A 19,943-nucleotide genomic window follows, 5' to 3' on the forward strand; every position below is an offset into this window, starting at 1 on the left:
TGCCTCCCTCACCTGGGGTTTTCGGGGCAGCGCCAGCTTAGGTCCGGGTCGCCTCGGCCGCATCAGCGGTGCCGGTGAGGGCCTCGATGAGCCAGGTGAAGGCCGGTGCCGGGTCATCCGGGGGCGGCCAGGAGTTGATCACGGCGAGCAGGTGGAGGTAGCGCCTGTAGCGGGGGTCGTTCACCGCCTTGAGGAAGGGGAGCAGGGGGCGGTCGGTGGTGTTGGCGTATTCGGCCCTGATCGCCTCGACGACCGGGGCGGCCAGGGGTGACGTCGGGGCGGTGCCGGCCTGCAGGGCCGGGGTGATGCGGGCGTGGATCATCGCGGCGGGGTCGGGGCGGGTGAGGTCGGTGGTCACGTGGCCGGTCAGGCGGCGGACGAGGGCGGCGAAGTCCGGGGACCGGGTCAGTCCGGCCAACTCGATCCAGGCCTCGACCTGTTCGGTTTCGGGGTTCTCGGGCAGCTCCGGAGTCATCGAGCGCATGATTCCGGCGAACCCCGGTGCCGCGTCCGGGCCGCCGAACGCGGTGGTGAGGAAGTCGTCGATCAGGTGGCGGCGTTCGTGCTCGGAGAGTCCGGCCAGTTCGTGCATGGGTTCCAGCTCCTCAGGTGGGGAACCGCGCCTGGCCGCCGCCGTCAGCACCGCGCGCCGCATCCGCAGCGTACGGATCTGCACCGTCAGCGCCCGGGCGTGCGCCGCGGCGACCTCGGGGAGGGGGAGTTCGCGGTCGGCGACCTTGCGGATCGTGGGAAGGTCCAGTCCCAGCTCGCGCAGCGTCCGGACCAGGCGGAGGCGTGCCACGGCATCGGGGGAGTAGAGGCGGTAGCCGGCGGGGCTGCGGGTGGCGGGGGACACGATCCCGCGGTCGGAGTAGAAGCGGACGGTCTTCACCGTCAGCCCGGTCTGCCTGGCCAGATCCCCGATCGGGAGGAGCGCGTCGCCGTTCATGCCCGTAACCATCGGGTCTCCCCCTGCGGGAGAGTCAACCCAGGAGCCGCCGTAACGTGTCTTGTTCACGTCAGCACCATCCCAGGGGGGATACATGTCGTACGGCTATCCGCCGCCCCGGCCCGGCCAGGAACCCCAGCCCGGTCAGCCGCCCCAGCAGCCGCCACCGTCGCCGTATGCGCAGTGGCCGCAGCCCGGCCCCGGGGCATACGGCTATCCGCAGCCGCCGAAGAGTTCCCGTACCGGGCTGATCGTCACCTTGTCCGTGCTCGGCGGGGTGGTCCTTCTGCTGGCGGCCGGTGTGCTGATCGCCGTGACGAGCGGGGGCGGCCCGTCGTCGACGGCCAGGTCGAAGCCGTCGGCGGGGGAGTCCGCGAAGAGCGAGGCGCCCGCGACGGGCGAGGCCTCCGACGCGCCCACCGGGCTGCCGGCTCCCGAAGGTACGGACGCCGAGGGCGATGTGCGGATCACCCGGTGCGAGGTGGACTCGCTGACCGAGTGGCCGGACGCGGACGTGGAGGTCGTCAACCACTCCGACACCCGGGCGTCCTACATCGTGTCCGTGGAGTTCGTGGACGGCGACGGTACGCGGCGCGCCTCCGGGCTGGCGACGGCCACCGACCTGGCGGCGGGGCAGAAGTCGGTGCAGAAGGCACAAGGGCTGGGGAAGGTTCCGGGCAAGATGACCTGCAAGGTCGCGGAGGTGACGCGGCTTCCTTCGTCGTAGCGGCTGACGCGGGGGCGGTGCCCGGTCGGGCGCGAGCGCGGACCGTGCGCCGCCGTCCGCGGCGTCACCCGTATGGGCGCATCCGAGTAGCCGCACGGCAGGGCGCCACGCAGGGTCGGTTCTGTTCCGCAGTCCCGATCCGGCCAAGGAGTTCCGATGGCACACTCAGCGCCCGCGCCCGGTCCGGTCCCGGCAGGTTCCGCCGGCCAGGGGGACGTCGACCCCTGGGCAGCCGGCGGGATCATGTTCGCCGGTGTCCTGCTGCTCGTCGACGGTGTCCTCGGAGTGATCAAGGGCATCACCGGCATCGCCTCCGACGACGTGTACGCGCACGTCAGGAACTACACCTTCAAGTTCGATGTGAGCTCCTGGGGGTGGATCCACCTCGTTCTCGGCATCGTGCTCGGAGTCGTCGGCTGGGGCATCCTCAAGGGTGCCGACTGGGCCCGTGCCACGGGTGTGGCGCTCGCGGCCGTCAGCCTGATCATCAACTTCATCTGGCTGCCGTACCAGCCGGTCTGGGCGCTCGTCTCCATCGCCATCGACGGGTTCGTGATCTGGGCCCTGTGCACGGGCGGCTCGAAGGCGGTCATCTGAGCGGGGACGGAGCCCCTGGCCGGAGGTAGAAATGGAACTCGCCGCTCTTGCCGCCGAGGCGTATGTCTACGGGTATCCGCTGGTCCGTGATCTGTCGGTGGTCGAGGGCTTCATGCACACGGGCTTCGGTCCGCTGCCGCCCACACCCTTCAACCACTTCGCGCACGCGGACCGGTCGTCGTCGGCGGACATGCCCTTCGTGTCCGCCGGCGACACCGTCCGTTCCGTCGTCCATCTCGATCTCTCCGGTGGACCGGTGCTGCTGCGCCTTCCCCGCACGGACGGCACGGACGGAGCGGCCGGTGCGTACTGTGTGTTCCAGTTCGTCGATGCCTGGACCAACAACTTCGCGTACGTCGGGCGCCGGGCCGGCCGCGCCCGGGCCGGGGAATGGCTCGTCGCTCCCCCGGGCTGGGCGGGCCGCGTGCCCGACGGCGTGCTCGGGGTCGTCGACGCACCCACCTCCGTCGTCTCCGTCATCGGGCGCCACATCTGCGACGGCTTCGACGCCCGTGAAGACCCCGCACGGGGCCGCGCGCTCCAGGAGCGGCCGGGCGTCAGCTACGTCGAACCGGGCGCGCACCGTACGGGACTGCCCGCCCCCGACCCCGACGTACCGGAGGCGCTGAGGTTCTTCGAGCGGCTCAGGGTGTGGATGGCCGACTTCCCGCCGTCCGCGCCCGACCAGGCGTACCAGGACCGGTTCCAGCCACTGGGGCTGCTGGAGGAGGGGCCCTCGCCGTACACCCGCGCCGGCCCCGCCCTCGTACGAGCGCTGACCGAGGGCCTGGCCCGGGGGAGGGCGTGGGTGGAGGAGACGAGCCGGGCCGCGGCGGCGCGCGGGGGGTGGGTGCTGGATCCGCACCTCCACGACTACAACCTCGACCACTACGGCGTCGGAACCGTCGACTCCCCGGAGTGGCGGATCGCCGACCGGGAGGTGTCCTACCGGACCAGGGCGGTCGCGGCGCGGGGCTCGCTGTGGGGCGTGCACGGGTACGAGGCGGTGTGCGCCCGCACCATCGGCGACGCCGGGGGCGAGCGGCTGAACGGAGCCCACTCCTACGTGCTGCGCTTCGAGGGCCCGCCGCCCGCGGCGGGCTGGTCCCTGGCCGTGTACGACCCGGCCGGTCGGCGCATCGGCGAGGCCCTGGCGGGGCGCGGTCCGGTGCACGGGAAGGAGGGCGGTCCGTCGGCCGTCCGCATCGGGCGGGACCGGCCGGAGCACCCGGACGCGGCGGAATCGGCGGACGCGAACCGGCTGTCCGTGCCCGACGGGGAGTTCCGGCTCGTGCTCAGGCTCTGCGCGCCGGGGCCCGGGGTCCTCGACGGGACGTACGTGATCCCCGCCGTCGAACGGACCCGGTGAGGAGGGGGGAAGGCGGCCGGGCCGGGCGGAGGCGGGACGGTTGTCAGTGGTGCGGTTCACACTGGAGACATGTGCCGCAGCATCAAGACCCTTCGTCCGCCCGCCATCCCCGAAGAGGCCACCGAGGAGGAGATCCGGGCCGCCGCCCTGCAGTTCGTGCGCAAGGTGTCGGGCTTCCGTGCTCCGGCCGCGCACAACCAGGAGGTGTTCGACCGGGCCGTCGACGAGATCACCGAGGCGACCGTCGGACTCCTGGAGGGGCTGGAGATCCGGGGCGCGGTCAGGACGCCGTAGTGGCCGTCGCGTTCGCAGGCGCCGCGGCGGCCGTCTCCCCCGCCGGGCGGCGTATGAGATACGCGGCCAGAGCGCCCGCCACGAACAGGGCGAGGACCGATACGGCCGTGCCCACCCACGTCGCGCCCAGCCACTGGCCGCCGAAGTAGCCGAGGCCCACGCTGTAGCCGGCCCAGGCCACGCCCGCCAGGGCCGACCAGGGAAGGAATTCCTTGACCTTGCGATGCGCGGCGCCCGCGCCCAGGGAGACCACCGAGCGCCCGGCCGGGGCGAAGCGGGCGATGATGACGAGGATGCCGCCGCCCCGGGCGAGGGCGGTACCGAGGCGTTCCTGCGCGGAGGTGAGGCGCCGGGAGCGGGCGATGGCCCGGTCCAGACGTTCCCCGCCGCGCCAGGCCAGCCGGTAGGCGACGAGGTCGCCGAGTACCGAGGCGGTGGCCGCGCAGAGGATCAGGGCGAGCAGTGAGGGGACCTCGGTCACCTGCCCGGCGGCGCCGCCCGCGACGGTCGTCGAACCGGCGGCGGCAGCGGTGGCGGCGGTGATCACCAGGACCCCGCTGGGCAGCAGGGGCAGAAAGACGTCCAGGAGCACCGAAAGGGCGACCACGGCGTAGATCCATGGGCTGCCGGTCAGCGCGCCCACACTCTCAAGCACCTACTACTCCCCGATTCGGAACAACGCCGCGACGTCGCAGGGGAGCGGCAGGAGCGGCAGGGTCAGCTGTACAGCGTACGCCTGGCGTTCATCCGGTGATCCACAAATACGAGCGATGTTGGGAACCTCACGTACACCCGGAAATGGGAAGCCTCGGTTCCGGGCGCACGCCCGGATGTACGTGAGGAACGGCCCGCGTCGGCCCCGGCGGAGCGGTCCGTGGGCGGTGGAGCGGTCGCGTACGGATCAGACCGTCACGGGCGGTGCCTGCTCGGACGCGCGGTCCTTGTCGTACTCCGTGCCGTTCCGGTCGAACAGCCGGTCCAGGGCCAGTGCGCCGGGGCCGGTGAACACCAGCAGGAGGAACGCCCAGCAGAAGACGGCCGAGGGCTCTCCACCGTTCTGCAGCGGGAACAGCGCCTCGGGCTGGTGGACCTTGAAGTAGGCGTAGGCCATCGAGCCGGAGCAGATCAGGGCGGCGAGACGGGTGCCGAGCCCGAGCATCACGAGGATGCCGCCGACGAGCTGGATGACCGCCGCGTACCAGCCGGGCCAGGTGCCGACGGGTATGGAGCCGCCGTTCATCGCGCCGCCGAGGATGCCGAAGAGCGAGGCGGCGCCGTGGCAGGCGAAGAACAGGCCGATGACGATCCGGAAGAGGCCGAGTGCGTAGGGCTGAGCCTGGTTCAAGCGTGTCTGCATGGGGGGAGGGGCTCCTTCGGTCTGGTGGGGACGTGAACCGATTGAGTGCCTCAGATTAGGGAAACCTCACCAATGCTTGCAACTTCAACATTTCGTCGACGGGCTGAAAATCGCCCTACGGGTGGCGGGTGGATTTCGGCCCCGCACCCTCTTCATCTGCGAACCTCTCTTCGCCGTCTTGGCCTGAACCAATGGCGGCGCAGCTTTCCGGCCATGCGAGGGCGGGGGTGTGAGCTGGTTGCTGGACCACTTGCCGCTGTCCTGCCCGGGGTCGCCCGGGGCGTGGAGCCGGTCCCGGGCGGGCCGGGGAGCGTGTTGCGCGCGGGTGAGCAGGTCGGCTGTGCGGTGTGGGCCCGGGGGTGCCGCCCGGCCCGGGGCGGGCGCGGTGTCACGCCCCGCCGCTCCGTGTGGTGGACCAATGACGGCAGGAGTCGTGGCGGCGAGGTGGCGATCGGGGGGCGGCGGTGCGAATCGGGCTCGGTGGGGGCCTTTTCGCGGGGCCGGCGGATCCTCCCGGTGCCGGGCGCCGACCGCCGTCGCCCTTCGGGTTCGCCGGCTGTGCGGGTGTCCGCCACGAGCGGCCGTACTCGGCCGAAAACGTGCCGATGATTCCGGGGCGGGGCCGGAGGGCGGGGCGGTGGCGGAATGCCGCTCTTGCGGCGGCCCGCTCACACGGGTACGGAGCCGTGCGGCATGCACGGCTCCGTACGGTGTGGAGCGAGTGTGGGGGCTTGGAGGCCCGAGTCCGGTGCGGGGATCAGCAGTTGTTCAGGACGGACTGCAGGGCGCTCTTCTCGGCCGGGTCGACGGTCAGGTCGTAGTAGTGCTTCACGTGCACCCAGGCCCGTACGTACGTGCACTGGTACGCGGTGCGCGAGGGCAGCCACTTGGCCGGGTCCTTGTCGCCCTTGGCCTGGTTGACGTTGTCCGTGACCGCGATGAGCTGTGGGCGTGTCAGGTCGTTGGCGTACGCCTGGCGCTCGGCGGTCGTCCAGCTGCTCGCGCCCGAGCGCCAGGCCTCGGCCAGCGGGACCATGTGGTCGATGTCCAGGTCGGATGCGGCGGTCCAGGTGGCGCCGTCGTACTCCGAGTACCAAGTGCCGCTGACGGCGGCGCAGCTGGAGTCCTGCGTCACGTTGGTGCCGTCGCGCTTCAGGACGACCTCGCGGGTGTTGCAGGCGCCCGACTGGGTGATCCAGTGCGGGAACTTGTCGCGGCTGTAGCCGCTCGACGAGCCCTCCGCGGCGACGGTCAGCTCGCTGAGGTAGGTGCGGGCGGTCGAAGCGGAGACCGGGGTGGGCATGGCCGCTTGGGCCGTGGGGGCGGTGAGCAGGCCGGTGGTTGCGGCGAATGCGGCGGATGCGGCGACAACGGCGATGCGACGCGCGTAGACACCAGACATGCGAACTCCCTTGATGTGGGGGGACCTTGGACGGGTGACCCGTGGGGCCCGGCCATCGTGGCGGTGCCGGGTTTCCGTGGGGTGGGCACCAGGTAACAGGGTGGCGACATGGGCACGTCACATCAAGGGTTTTGGCGAACAGGCCTGGAGCATGGGGGCGTACGTCCGCATCTGCGCGGGCGTACAGGCTGACATGGCGACAAGTCGACGCCGCGGAGGGCCGGTTCGCGCGCATGGTCCGGGGCGGGCCGGCCGTAGGGTTGCGGCGTGCTGCTACCGGTCAACATCACGCTCGGAGTCGTGCTCGCCGTGCTGCTCGCGGCGGCGGCCGGGGTCGCCGCGCTGGCCTCGCTCGGCCGGTCGCGCGAGATCCTGCTCGCCGGGCTGCGGGCGGCGGTCCAACTCGCCGCGGTTTCCCTGCTCATCGGCTGGGTGGTCCACTCGGTGGCGCCGCTGCTCGGGTTCGTGGCGCTGATGTACGCCGTGGCGGTACGGACCGCGGGCCGCCGGGTCACCGGCAATCGCACCTGGCGATGGGCGGCGCTGCCGATCGCGGCAGGGGTCGCGCCGGTTGTCGCGCTGCTGCTGCTCACCGGACTCGTCCCGGTCCGGGGCATCGCGCTGATCCCGGTGACCGGCATCCTCATCGGGGGTGCGCTGACCGCGACCGTGCTCGGCGGGCGGCGGGCGCTGGACGAGCTGACGACCCGGCGCGGGGAGGTGGAGGCGGGGATGGCGCTCGGACTGCTCGACCGTGAGGCGAGGATGGAGATCGCCCGGCCCGCGGCGTCGGACGCGTTGCTGCCGGGGCTCGATCAGACCCGGACGGTGGGGCTCGTGACCCTGCCGGGTGCCTTCGTGGGCATGCTGCTGGGCGGCGCCTCACCGGTGCAGGCGGGGGCCGTGCAACTGTTCGTACTGGTAGCCCTGATGGCCGTGCAGGCGGTGGCCGTCGCGACGGTGCTCGAACTGGTCGCGCGGGGGCGGCTGCACCGGGACTGAGGCCGGGGCGCGTGCCGCCGGGATGCGGCTATCGCGCGTCGATGTGCAGAAGGATCGAGCCGTCGGGTGCCGCCTCCACCCGGATCCGTGTCAGGTCCTCGACGTGCGCGTCGGGGGAGAGCGCCCCGGCGCGCGGGCCGACGCCCACGACCCGCATGCCCGCCGCCCGGCCCGCCGCGATGCCCGCCTCCGAGTCCTCCAGGACGACGCAGTCCGCCGCGGCGAAGCCCAGCTCGGCCGCGCCCTTGAGGAAGCCCTCCGGGTCCGGCTTGCTGGCGCCGACGCTCTCGGCGGTGACACGGACCTCCGGCATCCGCAGGCCCGACGCGGTCATCCGGGCCCGGGCCAGCGCCTCGTCGGCCGAGGTGACCAGGGCGTGCGGAAGCGCGGCGATCGCGTCCATGAAGGCGGGCGCGCCGCCGACCGGTACGACGCCGTCGGTGTCGGCGGTCTCCTCGGCGAGCATGACCCGGTTGTCCGCGTAGTTCTGCTCCATCGGGCGGTCCGGGAGGAGCACCGCCATGGTGGCGTACCCCTGCCGTCCGTGGACGACCTTGAGCGTGGCCTCCGGGTCCAGGCCCTCGCGCAGCGCCCAGCGCCGCCAGCAGCGCTCCACGACGGCGTCGGAGTTCACCAGGGTGCCGTCCATGTCCAGGAGCAACGCCTTAAAAACACCTATGGTCACTGACCTGGGCACGGGGCCATCCTCTACGTCGTAGCTTATTTGTTTCGCTACGATACAAAGAAGGGTGCTGCTCTGGCCAATCCAGAGACGCGAATGAGCCCCGACCGCGAGTGCGGTCGGGGCTCCGGTTGTTCTTCAGGTCACAGAGCGGGCTGCCCGCTGCCAGGGCACATCTCGCGCGAGCCCTGCGGCTGGTGGGGAGTGGTCGGGGTGCCGGGCGGGGAGCCCACGATGGCGCCGCAGGAGGGGCATCCGCCCTCGCACTGGCCGGGGTCGAATCGGTGTCCGGGGTTCGTGTCGCACATATCAGTTCCTCCTCGATGGGGGTGGTGCTGACAGAGGTGGTGCACTTGCCACTCCGACCCGGCCGGGCGGGCGGGCGCCCGCCCGGCCGGGTGGAGAGTCAGAAAGCGGACTGTAGATCGAAAGGCTGTCCGCCCTTGCCCTGGCCGGCACGGGCCGTGTGCTGGAACAGGACGAAAATCCGGGACTCGCTGTGGAACACGAGACCTACCCCCGGGTGGGCATTCGGCTCGGCCGCTCGCTCGCCGGACGTGTAGGTGTACACCTGCGCGATCTCCGCGTTGCCCGCGTTCGTGAGCATGGCCGCCAGGTACTGTTCGGCCCGCGCGGGGGTGATCTTGCCGTCGTCGTACAGGTCCGGCACGGGAACCTCGGCCGGAGGCACGTCTATGACGGGCACCTCCGGGCGGTCGTACTTGTCGCTGGTGGACGCGGCGGTGATTGCCGCCCACAACTGCGACCCGGTGGAAAACGTGACGTGGATCCCGAAAGGCCGGCCGTCTTCCTGCCAGGGCTCGGCTGCCTTCACGTCCGGAGCTTTGAGTAGGGTCTCAACGGCGAATTCTTGGAAGCGCGCGGGTCGCATTTGTGATCATTCCTTCCGTGGCGGCCGAGCCAGTCTAGGCGGGAAGCCGAGGAGTGGAAGTTGTCAGCCTTACGGGCACGTCCGGACCCCGGTCGCCGCCGGCCTTGGGTACGGGCAGGCGGGTCATCGGCGCTCCTCCCGCCACGCGCGGGTGAGACGGACAGCGGTCGGGCAGGGCGAGCAGCGGCAGGACGCGCACACGTAGGTGTGGCCCACCAAGGTGCGATATGCCTCGTCGCCGGGCGAACGGACCGGCGCTGACGTCGGCGCGGTCACGACTGCCTGCCGTCGTCCGGTCGGAGGCCGCGCTGCTCCCGGCACGGCGCGCACGCGTACCGGCTGACCGCCGGCCCCGCGTCCTCGCCGACAACGTCGATCAGGACCGCAGTCCTGGACGGGCCCTTGTGCCAGTCGCACCAGTCAGCCCCAGGGGACTCCTGGCCCGGCTCTGGACGGGGCGTCACCGCTGCCTTCCCTTGCACCTGTCGCACTGGCAGGGCGGGTACGCCTGGCCAGCGGGGATGGTCTTGGCTGGAGTGACCTCGGTCGCGGGTTTTACGATGCGCGTCGTGAGACCGTGCCGGTCTACCTCGTACACCTTGATCGTCATTGGCATGCTCGGCTCCATACGATGACTGGTGCTCAGCACCGTAGGAGCGCACGAACGAAGCGAGGGACAGGATTCCTGCCCCTCGCTCATGAGTTCGACCTATGCGGCCAGCAAGCCCAGTTGGTCGGCGAGTGCCGCCGCGCGCTGCCGCCGTGCCGGGCTCCGCGCCTCGGTCTCCTCCAGCACGATCCGGCGCGCGTAGCCGTTGTACTTGATCGTCTCAGGGGCGGCCTCGTGAGCTTTTTCCAGCGTGGCGAGTGCGGTCTCTGCCTGGCCGTCGAGCTGGTACGCGCGAGCCTCCTCGATCCGGTGCCGAGCCAGCCGAGGCCGGGACGGGATCGCGCTCGCGTCCGCCGCGATGACCTGTCGCACTGACTCTCCGCCGGCGCGGAGCTCGACGGCGATGGTTACGGCGTGCGCGCCCATGATGGCCTGCGAGAAGCTGGTGATCGGGTGGTAGTAGCCGGGAGTGAGCTTCTTGGAGGTGGCTTTGGCCTTGTCCCACCATCCCAATGCGTCCCCGGTCGCGCCGCGGCGCGCGGCCGTGTACCCGGCCTCGAACTGAAGCGCTCCAGCAATCGCCATCGTTCGGTCGTCGGCGCCGGGCAAGAACCGCTCCAGGTGGTCGAGCGCCTCCAGAGTCATGGCGTCCGCAGCGTCGAAGTGGCTCGGGCCGGTGTCGCGGTGTGCCTGCGCAGCCAGCCACGCGGCGACACCGATCGCGTGCGGGTCCTCGGACTCCTGCGCGGCGACTATGCCGCGCTCGGCCACTCGCCATAGGAGTGCGCTGTCGGGCTGGTAAGCCACAAAGAACTGGCTGAGGCTGTACACCTCAGAGAGAACAGCCTGCGCCGCGCGCCGGTCCGCCGCCGAATCTGACTGTCGTACAGCCAGTTGGGCATCGCGGATCAAGTTGGGGAGCAGTTCGCCGATGACCTCGCGATGGTTCGGCGCCTGGTGCCGGGCGTCCCAAGCCTTCGCGAGCCGGGCCGCCAAGTGCTCCGCCGGCGGCGCCTCGCGGTCGCCCCCCAGGGTCAGGGCATTGACCGCGTCCCGGACCTCCGGCAATCGGGAATGGCCTGGACCGATGAACAGATCGACGGGCATGGTCTGGTCGCCCGTCAGGTCCGCGAGGTTCCGCACCCGTAGCAGCTCAGCGACTCGCAGGATCACGGGGAGCTTCGGCATGCCGATCTGCCCTGTCTCTACCTGCTTGACCCACGAGGGGGACATGCCGAGCAGCCCAGCCGCGACTGGGCGGGACATGCCGCGCTTCGTGCGGAGAATCTGCATGCGTTGACCGAATGCCATCGGGTCGGCGTACGGGTCCGGGGTAGCATCGTTTGGCATGGCCTTGCCCCTCTCTGTCCAGCTCGTCACTGCCAGGGTATGGGGCAGGGCCCTTTCTGCGGGTGGCGTCGCACGATCCTGATGCACGGCGTCCAGCACCCGGCCGAGGACGACAACGGCTGACCTTGAACGCACGAAACCGCCCCCTCCCGCACTACGCGGGAGGGGGCGCGGCTACTTCTGCGAGAGCTGCCACAGAGTCAGGGCGAGGCCGATCACGCCGACCAGTGCGGCCAGGGACGGAAGGGGCCACCGGGCCCGCTCCAGAGCATCGAGGCGCCCAGTGTCGCGCTTCTGTCGTTCCGTCTCCCCCCGTTCGAGCGCGTCGAGTCGCTGCTCGACGTCCATTAGTCGCCGGTCGGTCTGGTCTCCGCGCTGGGCGAGTAGCGCAAGGCTGCCGTTGACGGTGGCGAATCCTTCGGCCATGGTGCCGCGCAGCTCGGCGAGGGCGACCGCGATTGCGGCCGTGTCGGTCGGCTCGGTCACTCGCGGCCCCCGGTGTCGGTGAGGCTGAGGCCGAGGCGGGCGAGCAACTGCTCGACGACCGGCAGCGCCATGACCCGGGCGAGGCCGGCCGCGACGGCGAGCGCACCCGCGACCCACGGCAGCGACTCGCGGATACCGGCCGCGGCCACGATCGCGGGGAGCGCGGCGGCGAAACCGGCGGCGGCCTGAATGGCGGTACGGACAGCACGCTTTGTGCTCGGCTTCATGCTGATCACTTCTTCCCGCCGTAGGCGATGGTGTGGAGTGCGGCCCAGCCGCGGGGGCCGATGGCGGGGTCGTAGTGCTGTCCGGCGGCGCGGTAGGCGGGGTTCGCCTGGTGGAAGCGGGCGACGGCGGCCTGTGTCGCGGGCCCGTAGGTGTCCGCCTCGGGAACGGCCTTGGCCATGTACCCGGCGGCCTTGAGTGCACGCTGAAGCCCGCGCGCCGAGGGCGACTTGCGGTCCGGGGCGAGACCGGCCGGGAACGCAGGCGGCGCGTACGGCTTCGGCGCGGTCGGCTTCGACGGCTTGCTCGGCGCGGTCGGCTTCGGTGCCTTGTCCGCCCACGCCGGGTCAGCAGACCGGATGCCCTCCGGGTAGTCCGGGTAGCCGTACCCGTAGACGTACGTGTCTCGACGCTTTCGCGTCTTCAGGTACACCCCGTCACCCTCGGCCGAACCGCTGGTGTTGGTGTTCCCCTCCACGGTCGTGATCGTGTCGGCGGTGTAGCTCACCACGATGCCGGTGTGCGACCCGCCGCCGCGGCCGTAGAAGACCTGGGCACCGATGGCGGGGTACTCCGACCAGCGCTTGCGGTCCTTGAACCACTGCGCTCCCGTGGCGCAGCTGGCCGTGCGCGGGAACAGACTGGCGGCCCCGGCGGTCATGGCCACCCATGACACGAACGTGGCGCACCACGCCTGCCAGTCCGCCCATTCCAGGCCAGGCACGGCCGGGCCGTACTTCGTCTTGTTGTTCCAGTGGCCGTTGGTCTTGCCCTCGCGGTAACCGATCTCGGCCCGCGCGGTCGTAATCACCTTGTCGGCGATCGGCGTTGCCATGGGTGGGTGTCTCCAGACATGAAAAAGGCCCCGGCCGGATCGGCGCGGGGCAACGCAAGAAGTGGGGTAGGGGTCAGGTGGCGGACGGGCCGGGGTCGGTCGGAGTCATCGACTCCGTGTAGGTGAGCGTCCGGCCGGCCGACCGAACGCGGAATTGACCGGACTGTTCCAGGACGTCTACGGCCTGTTGCACTATGGGCAACATGGCCGGGTTGCTCGGGTTGTCGGTACTGGCCTTGATAACCAGCGTGACGGGGTAGTCGCCGACACGGTCGACGCTGTCGGCGTGAATTTCCCACTCGGTGCCGGTCGGTCCCTGCGGTGCGCTGATGGGCATGCTGGTACTCCTGATCTGTCTATCCGGCTGCGACGGTGCCTGAGAAGGAGACGGCGCTGCCGCTCCCGATGGCACTGGTCGGGTCCATGCTGGTCAGGGTGCATGTTCCGCTTGATTCGATACGTACCGACCCGGAGGAGGTACCGCCCTTATCGAACTGGGTGATGTACCGGCTTCCGGGGCAGCAGTCGGCGGGGAGGGTGCAGGCCAGAATGTCGCCGATGTTCCCGGTCGAATCAGCCGCGGGAAGGCTCGCCCCGGTTCGGGAGAGGATTACGGTCCATTCGACCGTCCCGCCCGCCCGGCGGGCCGTGAAGCTGCTCAGTCCCCACCCGGCCGCAGGGATAACGCTACTGGTCAACGCTACTGGCGTGTAGTTGTTCAGCCTGGCCGCGGTGATGCGCATTCCGGCGAGCCACTGTGTCATGGGTATCTCCTCAAAGGGCGACGATGGCGGGATGAGCAAGCCGGACATCTGCGCCCGCGGGCTGCGGCTTGACGATGCCGTTGACGGAGCGCACCACAGTCATCTGCTGCGGGCTGGTCGTGGTCATGGAAGCGTCAGGGATCAACCGGATTCCCCACCAGTACGAGACGTCGGCTGGGGTCGGAGTGCCACCCTGCCGGGTACGGACACGAGACCGTGACGCGGTGGCCGGCGCGGTCGCCGTGACGCTGATGTACGTCCACACCCCGGCCGGGACCGTGACGGCCGTGCTCGGACTGGTCGACAGCAGCACATCGGCAGCTGTGTACCAGTCGGTCACGATCCGCATATCCGCCCATCCGGCGGGTGAGTGCACCCAGCCACACATGGTGTAGCTCGCGCCGGGGGTGATGCTGCCGGCCGGGCTGCGAGGCTCGGACAGCACGCCAGGGGTCGGCGTTCCAGCAGGGGTCAGCAGCAGTGAAGCGGCTGCGCCTCGGGCCTTATGGGTCACGGCAGTTGAGCGCGTGACGGTGCCGCCCGAGCCAATCCACCCGGACGTATCACTCACCAGCGGGTTCGGGTTGATGACCGTGCCCACCGATACGGCGGTCACGGTTTCTCCGCCTACCGTGAGGTCGAACGGGTACTCGGCCGGGTCCGGGGTCCAGACCGGGCCGGACGTCGTGGAGACCGACAGCACGGTCCCTGTCGCCGACACCGCGGCGGCCAACGAGGACCCCTCTGTGTCCGCGCGTCCAAGGACCGTATCGCCGACGACTCCGACGCGGTACGGGCCGGCCGGAGTACACGACAGGGTGAGATCCCAGGTGCGCGGTAGCGGCTGGTGCTGGATCTGCCGTACGAGGAGGTCGAGCGGGCCCGGACCGGTGAAGTGCGGCGGGCGGACGATCCGTATCAGGTCGCCCGGTACCAGTCCGAGCGCAGCAGGGATGAGTTCCGGGTGCCGGTGGAGCCGGACTCGAACCGTGGGATACCGAGCCTCGTCCCACGTGCCCAGGTGCGCCCGCCACGCGGCGATGGGCTGAGCCTGGTCGTCCGTGCCGAGTGAGAGTGTGACGGCCTCCTCGTACACCCCTGCCCCGCCCTGCTCCGGCGGTAGCACGGATAGCGGGCCCTCTTCGACCACGGCCCGTCCGGACGACCCGCCGGAGCGCGTCACGGTCACGTCGTTGCGGAGCTCGGAATCGTCGTCGACCGGTTCCAGCGGCGGCGCAACTTGGCCGGCCGCGTAGTCCAGGGTGAGGGCCGGTGCCTGGTTGTAGAGGGTGGCGCGGTCCCGGTACACCAACCCCAGCCGATCCATCCTCTCGTACAGGATGCCGCCGTCCGTCTCGACGACCTCGGACACCAGCGTCATAAGCTCGGCCTGCCCCTGTGGCCCCATCTGCTCAGAGCTGAGCACGGCGTCACCGTCTCTGGACGCCATGAGCAGTTGCGGTTCCTCGGCCGCGAGGCGCACCAGCCGAGTTACTGCGGGTTCGCGGGCAAAGGCGCGGTCGGCGCCGTTGTAGATCAGGCTGTTGGGAGTCGTCCCGGTGCCAGGCACGGCCACGACAGACAGATGACCGATGGTCATGCCCTGCGTGCCACCCGACGTCCAGGACCCTGATACTGCGGTGACGGAGCCCATTGCCCCGGCGTAGATGGTGTTGACGTACCACCATTTACCGTCGGCGATGTCGCGCCAGGCACACACCAGCCGACTACCGCTTGCCCCGTTGTCCGATACGAAGATCGATAGCCGATTCCAGACACCAACGAAATCGGTGAGCGCTGCGGACTCGCTGTACACCACGAACCCCAGAATCTCGCCGTCACTGTCGCGGGCCTCAAGCCGAATGCCTGACGTGCTCGCGTAGACGTGCAGGGTCCGGGCCTGCGCCCCTGCCACCGTCACGCGCAGGATCTCTGTCTGGAGTCCGGGCATTGTGGGCAGTCGGTAGACCATCTCTACGTGCCAGCCCTGGCTTTGCGTAGCAGGCACCCGTGCGGACAGTGTGGCTACCTCACCAAGGGTCGGCAGCGCGGCCGATCCGGGCAAGCTGTCATCGGCGGCAAGGTCAAGCCCTGTGGCCGTGGCCGGCTGCACCCCTTCGATGGGGGAGTAGAACTGTGTGGATCCGTCGCCGTCTTCCATCGGCCAGTACGCCAGCAGCCCCGGAGCCGACGGGATTCGCCGGCGCAGCGTGGATTGGAGCGGGCGCCGCCCCTGGTTGAGGCGGCGCAGGATGCCCGCGGCCTGCACGGGCACCCACGCGTCCTGCTCGCTCGCGGCCCAGCGCGGCGGCCACTCGGACACCTCGCCATGGAAAATCCCCTGCCGGTGGGTCACGTCCGCTGCTGGGCCGAGCGCCCACACGCGGCCGGCGCTGTCCGTCATGCCGGTAGCGCCGTCCGCCAGGGCCCGGAAGTCCGGCGCGGCGACGACCGCGCCGCCGATGCCCGCACGCACCTCTGCACGGTGAATCCGTCCCGTTACCGGAGCGTCCCCGTTAACGGCCGACGGTGCAAGGTCGAGCGGTGCTGTACCGGCGTAAATGCTCACAGCCGGGCTGGCTGTCATCGGGGCGCCGATGACTTCCCACGGCCCGTCCATCGTTGGCGCCCACCACAGCGTTGCGGTGAAGCCGCCCGCGCCGTTGTCGACGTCCAATGTCGCGCGGAGTGCGGCACGCGGCGGCAGCGCCGGCAAAGGCTGCTGCGCCAGGTACGTTACTGCCCCGGTCACGGACCAGTTCAGAATCAGCAGGCCGTTGGCGAGCCGCAGCAGATACGACCGCTGGTTGGTCGCAGAGATCCATTTGCCGATCAGTGAATAGCTGCCGGCCGCGTTCCAATCGGTCGTGGCTTCAACCCGGATGTCAATGTCTCCGGTGATGTCCAGCGCCGCAGCGTCCGGGGTCCGGGCGTACGAGGTTGGGATGCCAGAGAGGTTGAGGTATGCCTCGGTCCCCGGGATCGACACCCGTACCGGGGTGTTCCGCCCCAGCAGCCCGAAGTACGGGCTGCTGGGGTTGCGCGGGGAGTACCGGCCCGTCTTGTTGTTCAGGAGGAGCGAACAGGACGCAGGGTCCGGCTGCGCCCCCTCGCTCGCCGTGCCGTGCGTGATCTGTACCGGCTCCCGGGTGTACAGGTCCGACGTGATGTCCGTCCACACCCCGCCGAGCTGGAGCTCGGCCCGCAGGCCGAGCGCATCCTCGGGAAACGCCACGCGCCTACCTCCTGTCTCTCTTGCCCGCAAGCACGAGCTGTACGTCACCGCCGCGGACGCGGATTGCGTGCCGCAGATCATCGAGAAGCGCGTCATCACGACGCGACCCGGACGACCTGATTTCGATCACGGTCCGGGCCGGGCCACCCGCGCCCGTACCGACCGCGCCGCCCGCAGCCGACCCCGCAGGGACTGGCACGGCGGACGGGTCGACCAGTGCGGACATCGACGCGTCGACCGCGCCGCGGCCCCCGTCGATGCCCCTCACGAGTCCCTGCGGGATGTACCGGCCGACCGCAGCCATGACCCGCGACGGCGAGTGAATGCCGAGCGCCTGCCGGATGGCTTTCTGCATCCCCTTGGCGATCGTCAGCATCTGCCGTTCGATCAGCTTCTGTTGGGACTGGAGACCCTTCACGAGTCCCTGCGCAGCCTGGATCCCGGACCCGTACATAGCGTCACCAGCGGTCTTCCCGGCACCGTCTGCGGCCTTGACTAGTGCAGCCTGCTGCGCGTTGATCTGCTGCACCTGCGAGGCCGAGGCGTTCGCCAGTGCTGCGGCGGAGCCGGCGCCCTGCTCGACGCCGGCCTGTGCAATCTGCGCGATCAGGTCGCTGCGCACACCCTTCTTTTTGAGCGTGGCAAGCTGCCGTGCGAACTGCTGCGCCTGCGCCACCCGCGAGGTGAGGTTGTTGAGGATCGACTCGGCCGAAGAGACCCCGCCCCCGGACGTGATGTTTCCCGCGTCGAGCACGCCTTTTCGTACGTCAGCGGCGAGCTTGTCGCGGTCCTTGATCTGGTCGGCGACCTTCTTCTGAGCAGCTTTCAGCTGACCTGCAATCTTCGCTTCCCTGTTGGCGAGCGTGATCAGCTTCTTACTTCCGCTGCTGATCTTCCCGAGCGCCTTCGACCGCTTCTTGCCCGGCCGAAGACCATCGGTCACCATGTCCGCGAGTTTGGTCGATGCGGCCTTGACCTGCTTACTCGATCCGGTCAGACCGTCAATCAGGCCGCGTGCAATCCACCGGCCCTGAGCCGCGGTCACCTTCGACGGTGAGTGAATGCCGAGTGCTTTCGCGATCGGGCCTGGGATCATGGACTTGGCCCAGCTGATCAGCTTGCCCTTGATCCAGCCCCCCATGCCCTTGATGCCGTTCCATAGGCCCTGGACGATGTTCCTGCCCTTTTCGAGGAGGAGTGATCCCAGATTTCCGATGGCGCTCTTAATTCGAGCGGGAAGGCCGCGCACGTACGTAACAAGCTGAACAATTTTCAGGGCGATTTGGAACTTCAGCTTGTCCCAGACTTTCACCGCAGCGGCCACGAAAGTAGAAATCGTGGTCACGATGCTTTTGCCGATGCCCTTGATCTTTCCCCAGATCCAATCCCACACGGCACTTGTGGCAGATTTGATCCGGTCCCAGTTGGCGTAAATCAGTGCGGCGAGACCGACGATCGCGGCGATTACCCACCCGATCGGGCCCATGGCAATTACCCACGCTGCGGCCATGCGGGCACCCTGGATCATCGCCTGTACGCCCATGAGTAGCCACGTGCCCACCACGCGCGCACCTGCGGCAACCTGCGTGCCGGCCGACGCCAGTGCCGACGCGCCCGACGTCACCCATGCAGCTACGGTCTGAGCGGCCGAGACTGTCGCAGTGATACCCATCAGCACCAGGACCGGCAGCAGCGCGCCACCGATCACACCAGCCAGTATCTGAAGCGTGCCAGAGTTCTGCTGCGCCCACGTGCCGAAGCGCATCAGGGCCGGAATGACCTGCGAGCCGAGGACATTTACGACCCCCTGCTCAAGGCTCCGCTTGAATGCCTCAACGCGAGTTCCTGCGTTGTCCCGCAGCGAATTACCGGCCTTATCGGCGGCGCCGGAGAAATTCCCGAGCGCGCCAACCGCCTTTGACGGGTCGAGAGCAAGAAGCGCTTTTTGTACGTCCTCCGACTTCGTACCGAAAAGCTCGGCAGCAGCAGCGTCCCGCTTGACGGGGTCCTCCATGGCGCGCAACTTGTCGAGCGTCATTTGGAGGGCCTGCGTGGCTTTCGGGCCGCCCGCCGAAAGCATTTGGACCATCTGACTAGAATTCAGCCCGATGCTCTTGAATCCTGAAACGATCTTGTCGCTACCGGCGACACCCTCGATCGTGAATTCCTTGAGTGCGTCGCCCACGACATCGGTATCGCGCGCGCCAGCCTTGAGGCCCTGCGACATGAGACCGGTAGCGCTCTGCGCGCTCAGTCCGAGACGCTGGAAAATGACTGAGTACTCATTGAAGGTATCCGCGATGTCGTCGGCGCGCGGACCCATTCCCTGAAGACCCTTGGTGATGACGTCAAGTGCCATCTTTGCATTCGGGGCAAGGCCGGTTTTCATGACCTGCCCGATTGCATTTGCGGTCTGTCCAAGGTCCAACTCAAATGTATTCGCGAGATCGCTCACATTCGTGGCGATGCTCTTGATCTGCGAATTGGTCGCGCTCGGCGGAAGAAGCCCGGCGCGCATGGTCGCAGAAATCGAGTCCGCGGCACCCTGGAAATCCTCGGTCACCCCGGCCGCATACATCTGCCCGGCGATTTTCCCGTACTTCTGCGCTACCGCGGGAGTGGTGCCGAGCTGCGCCGCAAGCCTGCCCGTGATGCGGGACTGGTCGAGCGCCTGCCCGATGCCTGCCATCAGCACCGCGCCGGCCGCGACTCCGGCCGCAGCAGCGGCCAACTTGATCTTCGAGAAACCGCCCTCGGCGGCCTGCGCCGCAGCGTCGGCCCCATCATCCGCGCCCTGGCGCAGACCGTCGCCGAGGGCATCACCGGCCGCTCGGCCCACCGTTCGGCCGGCCGACACGAAACGGCCCCGGGCATCCCGAATGCTGCCGTCGGACGCCCGCACGAACCCTGCGCCGAGCGCCTGCCCAGCAGCCTGCCCGGACCGGTCCGCGTCCCCCGTCATCCGCTGCCCGGCCGCACGGAGATCCCCCTCCGTGCGCCGCAGCGCGGGCCTGACCTGACCATCGTCGATCGTGATGTAGCCGGTCAACTCGCCAACGGTAAGCGCCATCACCGGCCCCCCTTCTGCCCGTTGTCACTGGGCGGTGAGAAGTGACGGTTGACCCGGCACTCAGTGGAGAGCAGGCCGATGATGCGGGCGCGCAGCC

Annotated in this window: 19 protein-coding genes; 5 read left to right on the forward strand and 14 right to left on the reverse strand. The window is 69.6% G+C overall.

Annotated features, from left to right (window positions below; all coding sequences use genetic code 11):
• Positions 1 to 37: 37 nt before the first annotated feature.
• Positions 38 to 949, reverse strand: a complete 912-nt coding sequence (locus ACWCPY_RS02750) for a MerR family transcriptional regulator (protein WP_451262812.1) — start codon at positions 947 to 949, stop codon at positions 38 to 40.
• A 94-nt stretch (positions 950 to 1,043) separates the two neighbouring features.
• Here ACWCPY_RS02750 and ACWCPY_RS02755 point away from each other — a divergent pair, with 94 nt between their 5' ends.
• From ACWCPY_RS02755 to ACWCPY_RS02770, 4 genes are all read left to right on the forward strand, one after another.
• Entirely contained in the window at positions 1,044 to 1,676 is a 633-nt protein-coding gene (locus ACWCPY_RS02755; protein ID WP_451262496.1) for a hypothetical protein, read from the forward strand.
• Positions 1,677 to 1,832: 156 nt separating this feature from the next.
• Positions 1,833 to 2,273, forward strand: coding sequence for a DUF7144 family membrane protein (locus ACWCPY_RS02760; protein ID WP_451262497.1), 441 nt, complete (start codon positions 1,833 to 1,835; stop codon positions 2,271 to 2,273).
• Between the two features lie 31 nt (positions 2,274 to 2,304).
• On the forward strand, positions 2,305 to 3,642 hold the full coding sequence (locus tag ACWCPY_RS02765) for a DUF1254 domain-containing protein (RefSeq protein WP_451262498.1): 1,338 nt from the start codon (positions 2,305 to 2,307) through the stop codon (positions 3,640 to 3,642).
• Between the two features lie 69 nt (positions 3,643 to 3,711).
• Positions 3,712 to 3,936, forward strand: a complete 225-nt coding sequence (locus ACWCPY_RS02770) for a DUF2277 domain-containing protein (protein ID WP_451262499.1) — start codon at positions 3,712 to 3,714, stop codon at positions 3,934 to 3,936.
• Here ACWCPY_RS02770 and ACWCPY_RS02775 read toward each other — a convergent pair.
• From ACWCPY_RS02775 to ACWCPY_RS02785, 3 genes are all read right to left on the reverse strand, one after another.
• Complete coding sequence (locus tag ACWCPY_RS02775; RefSeq protein ID WP_451262501.1) at positions 3,923 to 4,591, reverse strand: DedA family protein; 669 nt, start codon at positions 4,589 to 4,591, stop codon at positions 3,923 to 3,925. The two genes, ACWCPY_RS02770 and ACWCPY_RS02775, sit on opposite strands and share 14 nt — an antisense overlap.
• 246 nt (positions 4,592 to 4,837) lie before the next feature.
• Positions 4,838 to 5,293, reverse strand: coding sequence for a DoxX family protein (locus ACWCPY_RS02780; protein ID WP_451262502.1), 456 nt, complete (start codon positions 5,291 to 5,293; stop codon positions 4,838 to 4,840).
• Between the two features lie 757 nt (positions 5,294 to 6,050).
• Positions 6,051 to 6,695 carry an HNH endonuclease family protein gene (locus ACWCPY_RS02785; RefSeq protein WP_451262503.1) on the reverse strand — a complete coding sequence of 215 codons (645 nt, stop codon included), beginning with the start codon at positions 6,693 to 6,695 and terminating at the stop codon, positions 6,051 to 6,053.
• Between the two features lie 267 nt (positions 6,696 to 6,962).
• On the opposite strand from ACWCPY_RS02785, the gene ACWCPY_RS02790 reads away from it, so the two are divergent.
• Positions 6,963 to 7,697, forward strand: coding sequence for an ABC transporter permease (locus ACWCPY_RS02790; protein ID WP_451262505.1), 735 nt, complete (start codon positions 6,963 to 6,965; stop codon positions 7,695 to 7,697).
• Positions 7,698 to 7,725: 28 nt separating this feature from the next.
• Here the strand turns inward: ACWCPY_RS02790 and ACWCPY_RS02795 are convergent, their stop codons facing one another.
• The 10 genes from ACWCPY_RS02795 to ACWCPY_RS02840 form a co-directional block, all read right to left on the reverse strand.
• Positions 7,726 to 8,394: an HAD-IA family hydrolase gene (locus tag ACWCPY_RS02795; protein ID WP_451262506.1), complete on the reverse strand. Its 669-nt coding sequence runs from the start codon at positions 8,392 to 8,394 to the stop codon at positions 7,726 to 7,728.
• Positions 8,395 to 8,785: 391 nt separating this feature from the next.
• Positions 8,786 to 9,214 carry a hypothetical protein gene (locus ACWCPY_RS02800; protein ID WP_451262508.1) on the reverse strand — a complete coding sequence of 143 codons (429 nt, stop codon included), beginning with the start codon at positions 9,212 to 9,214 and terminating at the stop codon, positions 8,786 to 8,788.
• A gap of 766 nt (positions 9,215 to 9,980) precedes the next feature.
• Positions 9,981 to 11,231, reverse strand: a complete 1,251-nt coding sequence (locus tag ACWCPY_RS02805; protein ID WP_451262509.1) for a helix-turn-helix domain-containing protein — start codon at positions 11,229 to 11,231, stop codon at positions 9,981 to 9,983.
• Positions 11,232 to 11,405: 174 nt separating this feature from the next.
• Complete coding sequence (locus ACWCPY_RS02810) at positions 11,406 to 11,717, reverse strand: hypothetical protein (protein ID WP_451262510.1); 312 nt, start codon at positions 11,715 to 11,717, stop codon at positions 11,406 to 11,408.
• Positions 11,714 to 11,944, reverse strand: a complete 231-nt coding sequence (locus ACWCPY_RS02815) for a hypothetical protein (RefSeq protein ID WP_451262511.1) — start codon at positions 11,942 to 11,944, stop codon at positions 11,714 to 11,716. The genes ACWCPY_RS02810 and ACWCPY_RS02815 overlap by 4 nt, the downstream gene beginning before the upstream one ends.
• A 5-nt stretch (positions 11,945 to 11,949) precedes the next feature.
• On the reverse strand, positions 11,950 to 12,777 hold the full coding sequence (locus ACWCPY_RS02820) for a CHAP domain-containing protein (RefSeq protein ID WP_451262512.1): 828 nt from the start codon (positions 12,775 to 12,777) through the stop codon (positions 11,950 to 11,952).
• Between the two features lie 73 nt (positions 12,778 to 12,850).
• The gene (locus ACWCPY_RS02825) at positions 12,851 to 13,114 is read right to left on the reverse strand and encodes a hypothetical protein (protein WP_451262513.1); all 264 of its coding nucleotides are present in this window, start codon (positions 13,112 to 13,114) and stop codon (positions 12,851 to 12,853) included.
• 19 nt (positions 13,115 to 13,133) lie between these two features.
• Positions 13,134 to 13,541 (reverse strand): hypothetical protein, encoded by a 408-nt coding sequence (locus ACWCPY_RS02830; protein ID WP_451262514.1) that lies wholly within the window; start codon positions 13,539 to 13,541, stop codon positions 13,134 to 13,136.
• Positions 13,542 to 13,551: 10 nt separating this feature from the next.
• Complete coding sequence (locus ACWCPY_RS02835) at positions 13,552 to 16,776, reverse strand: hypothetical protein (RefSeq protein WP_451262515.1); 3,225 nt, start codon at positions 16,774 to 16,776, stop codon at positions 13,552 to 13,554.
• Positions 16,777 to 16,780: 4 nt separating this feature from the next.
• Positions 16,781 to 19,825, reverse strand: a complete 3,045-nt coding sequence (locus ACWCPY_RS02840; RefSeq protein ID WP_451262516.1) for a phage tail tape measure protein — start codon at positions 19,823 to 19,825, stop codon at positions 16,781 to 16,783.
• Positions 19,826 to 19,943: the final 118 nt, after the last annotated feature.

The sequence above is a fragment of the Streptomyces sp. NPDC002403 genome, assembly GCF_053593015.1.

Bases quoted from the DNA above. Each gene is read 5' to 3' on its own strand.
- ACWCPY_RS02750 (WP_451262812.1), bottom strand. From the start codon at position 949: ATGAACGGCGACGCGCTCCTCCCGATCGGGGATCTGGCCAGGCAGACC.
- ACWCPY_RS02755 (WP_451262496.1), top strand. From the start codon at position 1,044: ATGTCGTACGGCTATCCGCCGCCCCGGCCCGGCCAGGAACCCCAGCCC.
- ACWCPY_RS02760 (WP_451262497.1), top strand. From the start codon at position 1,833: ATGGCACACTCAGCGCCCGCGCCCGGTCCGGTCCCGGCAGGTTCCGCC.
- ACWCPY_RS02765 (WP_451262498.1), top strand. From the start codon at position 2,305: ATGGAACTCGCCGCTCTTGCCGCCGAGGCGTATGTCTACGGGTATCCG.
- ACWCPY_RS02770 (WP_451262499.1), top strand. From the start codon at position 3,712: ATGTGCCGCAGCATCAAGACCCTTCGTCCGCCCGCCATCCCCGAAGAG.
- ACWCPY_RS02780 (WP_451262502.1), bottom strand. From the start codon at position 5,293: ATGCAGACACGCTTGAACCAGGCTCAGCCCTACGCACTCGGCCTCTTC.
- ACWCPY_RS02785 (WP_451262503.1), bottom strand. From the start codon at position 6,695: ATGTCTGGTGTCTACGCGCGTCGCATCGCCGTTGTCGCCGCATCCGCC.
- ACWCPY_RS02805 (WP_451262509.1), bottom strand. From the start codon at position 11,231: ATGCCAAACGATGCTACCCCGGACCCGTACGCCGACCCGATGGCATTC.
- ACWCPY_RS02815 (WP_451262511.1), bottom strand. From the start codon at position 11,944: ATGAAGCCGAGCACAAAGCGTGCTGTCCGTACCGCCATTCAGGCCGCC.
- ACWCPY_RS02820 (WP_451262512.1), bottom strand. From the start codon at position 12,777: ATGGCAACGCCGATCGCCGACAAGGTGATTACGACCGCGCGGGCCGAG.
- ACWCPY_RS02825 (WP_451262513.1), bottom strand. From the start codon at position 13,114: ATGCCCATCAGCGCACCGCAGGGACCGACCGGCACCGAGTGGGAAATT.
- ACWCPY_RS02830 (WP_451262514.1), bottom strand. From the start codon at position 13,541: ATGACACAGTGGCTCGCCGGAATGCGCATCACCGCGGCCAGGCTGAAC.